The 6,099-nt window shown below is 64.9% G+C and carries 4 protein-coding genes; 3 read left to right on the forward strand and 1 reads right to left on the reverse strand.

The annotated features are described in order from the left end of the window. The first annotated feature begins 270 nt into the window (after positions 1-270). Together ACGF7Y_RS36375 and ACGF7Y_RS36380 are read left to right on the forward strand one after the other, a co-directional pair. Entirely contained in the window at positions 271-1,185 is a 915-nt protein-coding gene (locus ACGF7Y_RS36375; RefSeq protein WP_393242450.1) for a cutinase family protein, read from the forward strand. A gap of 176 nt (positions 1,186-1,361) precedes the next feature. Beyond that, positions 1,362-3,074 (forward strand): acyl-CoA dehydrogenase family protein, encoded by a 1,713-nt coding sequence (locus ACGF7Y_RS36380; RefSeq protein WP_393242458.1) that lies wholly within the window; start codon positions 1,362-1,364, stop codon positions 3,072-3,074. Here the strand turns inward: ACGF7Y_RS36380 and ACGF7Y_RS36385 are convergent, their stop codons facing one another. After that, complete coding sequence (locus tag ACGF7Y_RS36385; protein ID WP_393242452.1) at positions 3,075-4,724, reverse strand: acyl-CoA synthetase; 1,650 nt, start codon at positions 4,722-4,724, stop codon at positions 3,075-3,077. It abuts the gene before it with no gap. Positions 4,725-4,941: 217 nt separating this feature from the next. Between ACGF7Y_RS36385 and ACGF7Y_RS36390 the strand changes: the two genes are divergently transcribed. Then, positions 4,942-5,802 carry an oxygenase MpaB family protein gene (locus tag ACGF7Y_RS36390; RefSeq protein ID WP_393242455.1) on the forward strand — a complete coding sequence of 287 codons (861 nt, stop codon included), beginning with the start codon at positions 4,942-4,944 and terminating at the stop codon, positions 5,800-5,802. Positions 5,803-6,099 lie beyond the last annotated feature (297 nt).

The following is a 6,099-nucleotide window of genomic DNA, read 5'->3' on the forward strand; positions in this document are numbered from 1 at the left end:
GGGCGGCGTTGGTGTATTTGGCCGAGTTGCGGATGCCGATCAGTATCGAACTGCCCACGATGAACCGGGACATGACCCAACCACACCGCTGACCCGAGTCCGCGACATCGAGGTGGCGTGTGATCGATGCCGTGTCGCATCGCCGCCCTCCGGTGTGGATGCCGGAGAATGGTGCACGTTGCGCGCGTTCCGGCTGTACTGTGATTCCCGCTGTCCGCCGCAATCCATCTCGATCACGTGACCTCGGTGCTTTGAAACACGGAGAATTCGATGTTCACCCGATGGAAGACGATAGCCGCCGCGTGTGCGGCCGCAGCGGTAACCGCTACTGTTCATCTCGGTGTCGCGCCTTTTGCCGATAGCGCACCGAGCCATTGCCCAGACTTGTATGTCGTGGCGATCCCTGGAACGTGGGAGACATCCAGTACCGATCCGGGCAAGGGGATGCTCGCATCGAGCCTGAACGGTTTACCCGGGGACGTCCAGGTCGACTATGTTCCTTACGCGGCGACGGCGTTCCCTTGGGAAAGCGAAGTGTACGGCCGCTCCAAGCAGGAGGCCATCGACAAAGCGCGCACGTTGGCCTCGGACATGGCGCAAGCGTGCGAAGCCACCCGGATCGCGTTGCTCGGCTACAGCCAAGGCGCGGATGCCGCAGGTGATCTCGCGGCCGAGATCGGCACCGGCCTGAGCGTGATGCCGCCGCACCGGGTGGTGCTGGTCGGGCTGATCTCCGATCCTCGGCGCTCACCCAGCGACACCCTGATCGGCCCGCCCGTCCCGGGTGCCGGAGCGGCCGGACCTCGCCCGGGAGGTTTCGGCTGGCTCACCCCGCGCACCTACACCTTCTGCGCCGCGGGTGATCTGTACTGCGCGATGCCCGAGGGTGACTTCGCCGGACGGATCGCCGGCTTCTTCGTTCAACTCTCGAATCCGGATCCGGGAAAGATCGGCAACTATCAGCAACAGGCGACCGAAATCATCGGCGACGCATTGGCCGCGGGCGGCCTGGGCCTGCTCTCCGACCAGATCAACACCTCCGCCTACGAACAGCGAAAGCAACAGATCGACGATTTCCTCAGATCCGGCATCCATCAGAGTTACCCCTCATACACCCTCGGCCCGGATGCGCTCACCCCTCTGACCTGGCTGCGGCAGCGCCTGATCGAGGAAGCCCGCCCCTGACCCTGCCCGGCTGTCCGGGCAGCCGACGAACCATATCGGTGACCGGGGATGTCGCGTTGCCCGCGCGTTCGACGAGGCGTGCGCCGCCTGCTCCGCGCCTCATCCGCAGATTGACGGCGGCTGCCTTCAGTTCTAAAGTGATGGCACTTGCCATCACTTTGAAAGGCGGCCTCACCATGGCCTTGTTCAACCCGAGAACCGAGACGTTCGAGGAATTCGACCCCGCCACGAGGGCTCGGCTGCGGTCGGTGGTCGACTTCTTCGAGAAGAAGGGCAAGCAGGCGCTCACCAGCGATGCGTTCCGGGCGGAGTGGTACGACGACTGGATGGGGTTTCTCGCCGAGAGCCGGATCATCGCCTACATGGCGACCCCGCGGGCAAGCTCGGGCGCTGATCCGGAAAAGCGCTGGGACACCGCGTTCATCTCCCGGTTCAACGAGATCACCGGTTTCTACGGATCGCAGTACTGGTACGCGTGGGGCGTCTCCACGCTCGGTCTCGCCACCATCTGGCAGAGCGCCAACGGCAAGGCGCATCTGCGTGCCGCCGAGGAACTCGACCGCGGCGGGATCATCGGCTTCGGGCTGTCGGAAAAGGATCACGGCGCCGACATCTACGCCACCGACATGCTACTCACCCCCGACGGCGCGGGTGGGTTCACCGCCACCGGCAGCAAGTACTACATCGGCAACGGCAACGTGGCCCGGATCGTGCCGACCATCGGCCGACGCACCGACCTCGAAGGTCCCGACGCCTACGTCTGGTTCATCGCCGACAGTCAGCACCCGAACTATCGGCTGGTCAAGAACGTCATCCACGGCCAGAATTTCGTCTCCGCCTACGACCTGGTGGACTATCCCGTCTCGGCCGACGACGTACTGCACGTGGGCCGAAAGGCATTCGATTCCGCCCTCGCCGCGGTCAACTGCGGCAAATTCAATATCGGCATGGTCGCGCTGGGCATCGTGGAGCACTGCTTCTACGAGACGATCAACCACGCGAGCGCCAAGATCCTGTTCGGCCACCCCGTCACCGATTTCGCGCAGGTTCGGCAAATCCTGTCCGACAGCTACGTTCGCATGAACGGCATGCGGCTCTACCACGAACGAGCGATCGATTACATGCGATGCTCGACCCCGGAGGATCGCCGCTTCGTGATGTTCAATTCCATCGGCAAGATGAAGGTCACGCGTGAGGCCGAGCGGGTGTTCCGGGAACTCTCGGATGTCATCTCCGCCAAAGGTTTCGAGAAGGACAGCTACTTCGCGACAGCCCGCGGCACGATCGACTCCATGCCACGGCTGGAAGGCACCGCCCATGTCAATATGGCACTCACGCTGAAATTCATGCCGAACTTCCTCTTCGATCCGGCGCAGTTGCCACCGGTGCCGGTACGACGGGATCCGGGCGACGACGAATCGCTGTTCCGGCAGCCGGGCGCCGCGGGATTGGGCAAGGTCCGATTCGCCGACTGGCGGTCGGCCTATACGCACTACCGCCACCTGCCCAACGTGGCCCTTTTCATCGAGCAGGCGGAGCGATTCACCCGGTTCCCGGTGGAGGCGCCGCCGACCGCGGCCCAGTTGGAGGATCTGGACTACCAATTGGCGGTGGGGGAGTTGTTCACGCTGCTGCCGTACGGACAGCTCATCCTGGAGCAGGCCGCCATCGTCGGGACATCCGAAGACATCGTGGATTCCATCTTCGAGGTCTTCGTGCGCGACTTCTCGGCCTACGCGCTCGGGCTGTTCTCGAAGGCTTCTTCGACCCCCGCGCAGCAGGATTGGGCCTTGAATGTGCTGCGGAAACCGGTCGTCGACGAGCAGCGAACCGCCCGTCTGCACGACGAGGTGATGAGCTACGCGGGCGCATTCGAGATGAGTCCGTAGCTATATGTCGGTTTCCTCGAGTGTGCGCCGCATCAGCTTGCCGGTGGCGTTCCGCGGCAGCTCGTCGACGAACACCACCTCGCGGGGGACTTTGTGGCGGGCGAGGTTCGCTCTGACGTAGTCCTTGATCTCCTGGGGGTCGCGCTCGGCATCCTCGGCGGGAACGACGAAAGCGCGCAACCGTTTTCCGAAGTCCGCGTCCTCGACGCCCACGACTGCGGCTTCGAGGATGTCGGGGCGGTCGACCAGGAGGTTCTCCACTTCCAGTGGGTAGACGTTCTCGCCGCCGGAGATGATCATGTCGTCGTCGCGGCCGTCGATGAACAGTCGGCCGTCGGCGTCGAAGTGGCCGACGTCGCCGCTGGACAGCAGGCCATCGACGATTTCCTTGTTCCGGCCGTCGGTGTAGCCGGAGAAGCTGAGTCCGCTGGAGACGAAGATCGTGCCCACCTCGCCGGGTGTGGTGATCTTGTTGCGTTGCGCGTCGTAGAGCGCGACGCGGCAACCCACGGGAGGTTTGCCGACGGTTCCCGGCGCCACTCGCATGTCGTGCGGAGTGGCCACGGCGGCGACCGCGACCTCGGTCGAGGCGTAGAGGTTGTACAGCACCTCACCGAAAGCGTCGGCTGTGCGTCTGCTGAGGTCCGGCGAGACGGGTGATCCCGCGGTGAAGACGACTGTCAGTGATGTCGTGTCGTACTGCTCGAGTACGGCGGGGCCGAGGTCGAGGATGCGTTGCAGCATGGTCGGTACGACGACCAAGGTGGCGGCGCGGTGATCGGCGACGTTGGCGAGGGTTCGTCGCGGATCGAACTTGCGCTGCTGGAAGACGATCTTGTTGCCCAACGCCCAGCCGAGAGTGAACTGGGACAGACCGGTGCCGTGGAAGATGGGGGCCGCCATCACGACCGTGTCGTTGCGCGGCATCGGCACCCGGTGCAGGAATTGCGCCGATTGCAATGGTGAGACCTTGTCTCGTGGGGCGCCTTTGGGCGTGCCGGTGGTCCCGCTGGTCAGAATCACGATGCCGCCGGGGCGTTTCGGGGCCGGCAGCGGCGCGGTCGAGTTCGCCGCGATGAGCAGGTCGATCGTCGGTGTCTCCGCCTCGACGGCGTCGGCCTCGTCCACCCAGGTCAGGATGCGCGGCACCGATCCGGGAACCGCGCCGAGCAATTGGCGGAATTCGCTGTCGAGCAGGATCGCCCCGACGTTCTCCCGCTCGGCGACCTCGGCGAGCTGGGGCCCGGCGAAGCCGGTGTTCATCAACACGACGCGGGCACCCAGCTTCCCGGCCGCCAAGAGCGTCAATACCATTCCGCGGTGGTCGCGGCACAGCGCCGCGAGGACGGTGCCGGAGCTTATCCCCGCGGCGATGAGCCCTCGGGCCAGCGCATTCGACTGCTGATCGAGTTGAGCGAAGGTGAGTGTTCCGCGTTCATCGGCGATGGCGGGGGCGGCGCCATGGCGGCGGGTGGCGTGTGCCAGCACGGTGACGAACGGGCCGTACACGGAAGCCTCACGCATCACGCGGATCGTCTCGGCCGGGCGCGCCGGATCGAACATCCCGCGCTTGGCCAGCACGACGGCCGCCGATGCCAGGTCGGCTATCGAGCGGACTGCCGCGAGCGGCGATCCCAGTGTCTTTGTCATCGAATACCTCCAGTTGGGCCGATCGGCGATCGAACCCCGGGTCCGCGCTATCCCGCCGACACCGCCCCTGCGCCTCATGACACCTATCGCGTTGCAAGAATGAGCGGTCACATATGCGTGAGCGCAAGCCGGGCAGCCGGGAGTTCATGGTTGCCGATCGTGCGTGTTGTTGAGAGAATGATTTGTAACTTATACCAATATCTCGCGGGAGTTCGGCATGTCCAGTCCTGAACCATCGGCACCGCTGCTGACCTCACCCGGTGTGGATCTCGGTCGCCGGCGCCGCTACATGGCGGGCCCTGCGGCGCTGCTGGGTGGCCCGGCCAACGTGATCATGCAGCTGAGCTTGCCTCCGGTCGGCCGCGGCGTTGTCGAGAGCACGGTCGACAGCGGCCGGTACACCCTGCATCCGCGCAAGCGCGGCCGCACCACCCTGACCTACTTGGCGGTGGCGATGCTCGGTACCGAGGAAGACCGGGCGGCCTATCGTGCGGCGGTGAACACGTCGCACCGTTATGTGCGATCCGGCTCCGACGGTCCGGTGAAGTACAACGCCTTCGATCCGGAACTGCAGTTGTGGGTCGCCGCGTGCCTCTACCGCGGCACGATCGATTCCCTGACCTACCTGTACGGCCCGGCGGATGAGGATTTGGCCGACGAGGTGTACCGCGAGTCCAGCCGGTTCGGAACCACGTTGCAGATGCGACCGGAGCTGTGGCCGCGAGACCGCGCGGCGTTCGCGCGGTACTGGGACTCGAAGCTGCCGGATCTCACCCTGGACGACGAGGTGCGGGCGTATCTGCTCGACGAAGTCGTCGATCTGGGGCCCTACCGACGCCTCGAGCGATGGGCGTTCCGCCGGGCGAACCGGTTCTTCACCACGGGCTTTCTCCCGCAACATTTCCGCGACGAACTGGGGCTGGCTTGGAGCCCTCGCCGCCAGCGGATCTTCGAGGTGACGATGCGCTCGATCGGTCTGGTACTGCGAGTGCTTCCCGAGCGCTGGCGGTTGTATCCGTTCGAGACTTACCTCCACGATATGCGCAGGCGGCGCGCGCTCGGAAAGCCGTTGGTGTGAAGACCGTTCCGCGTCGTAGGAAATGGCTCCGAAGCCGTGGATCCGCCACCAACGCTGCTGCGAAAGTATCTCGACGACCGGCGTCTCGGCGTCCCAGAAGTTGATCGTCGGGCCTTGACCAGGCCCTCTCGTGCGCAGGTGGCCGAGGTCGGCTTCGCACTCGGCGACCTCGCCAAGGCTCGCAGGAACAGTCTGTCAAAAGGGATGCTCCTATGGATGTCAAGGAGCGGGTTGAGGGCTGTCTGTGGTGATGAGCTGGTAGAGCTCGCGGGCGACGTATCGTTTGAGACAGCGGAT

This window comes from Nocardia sp. NPDC047654, assembly GCF_043205035.1.
Taxonomy (GTDB): Bacteria; Actinomycetota; Actinomycetes; order Mycobacteriales; family Mycobacteriaceae; genus Nocardia.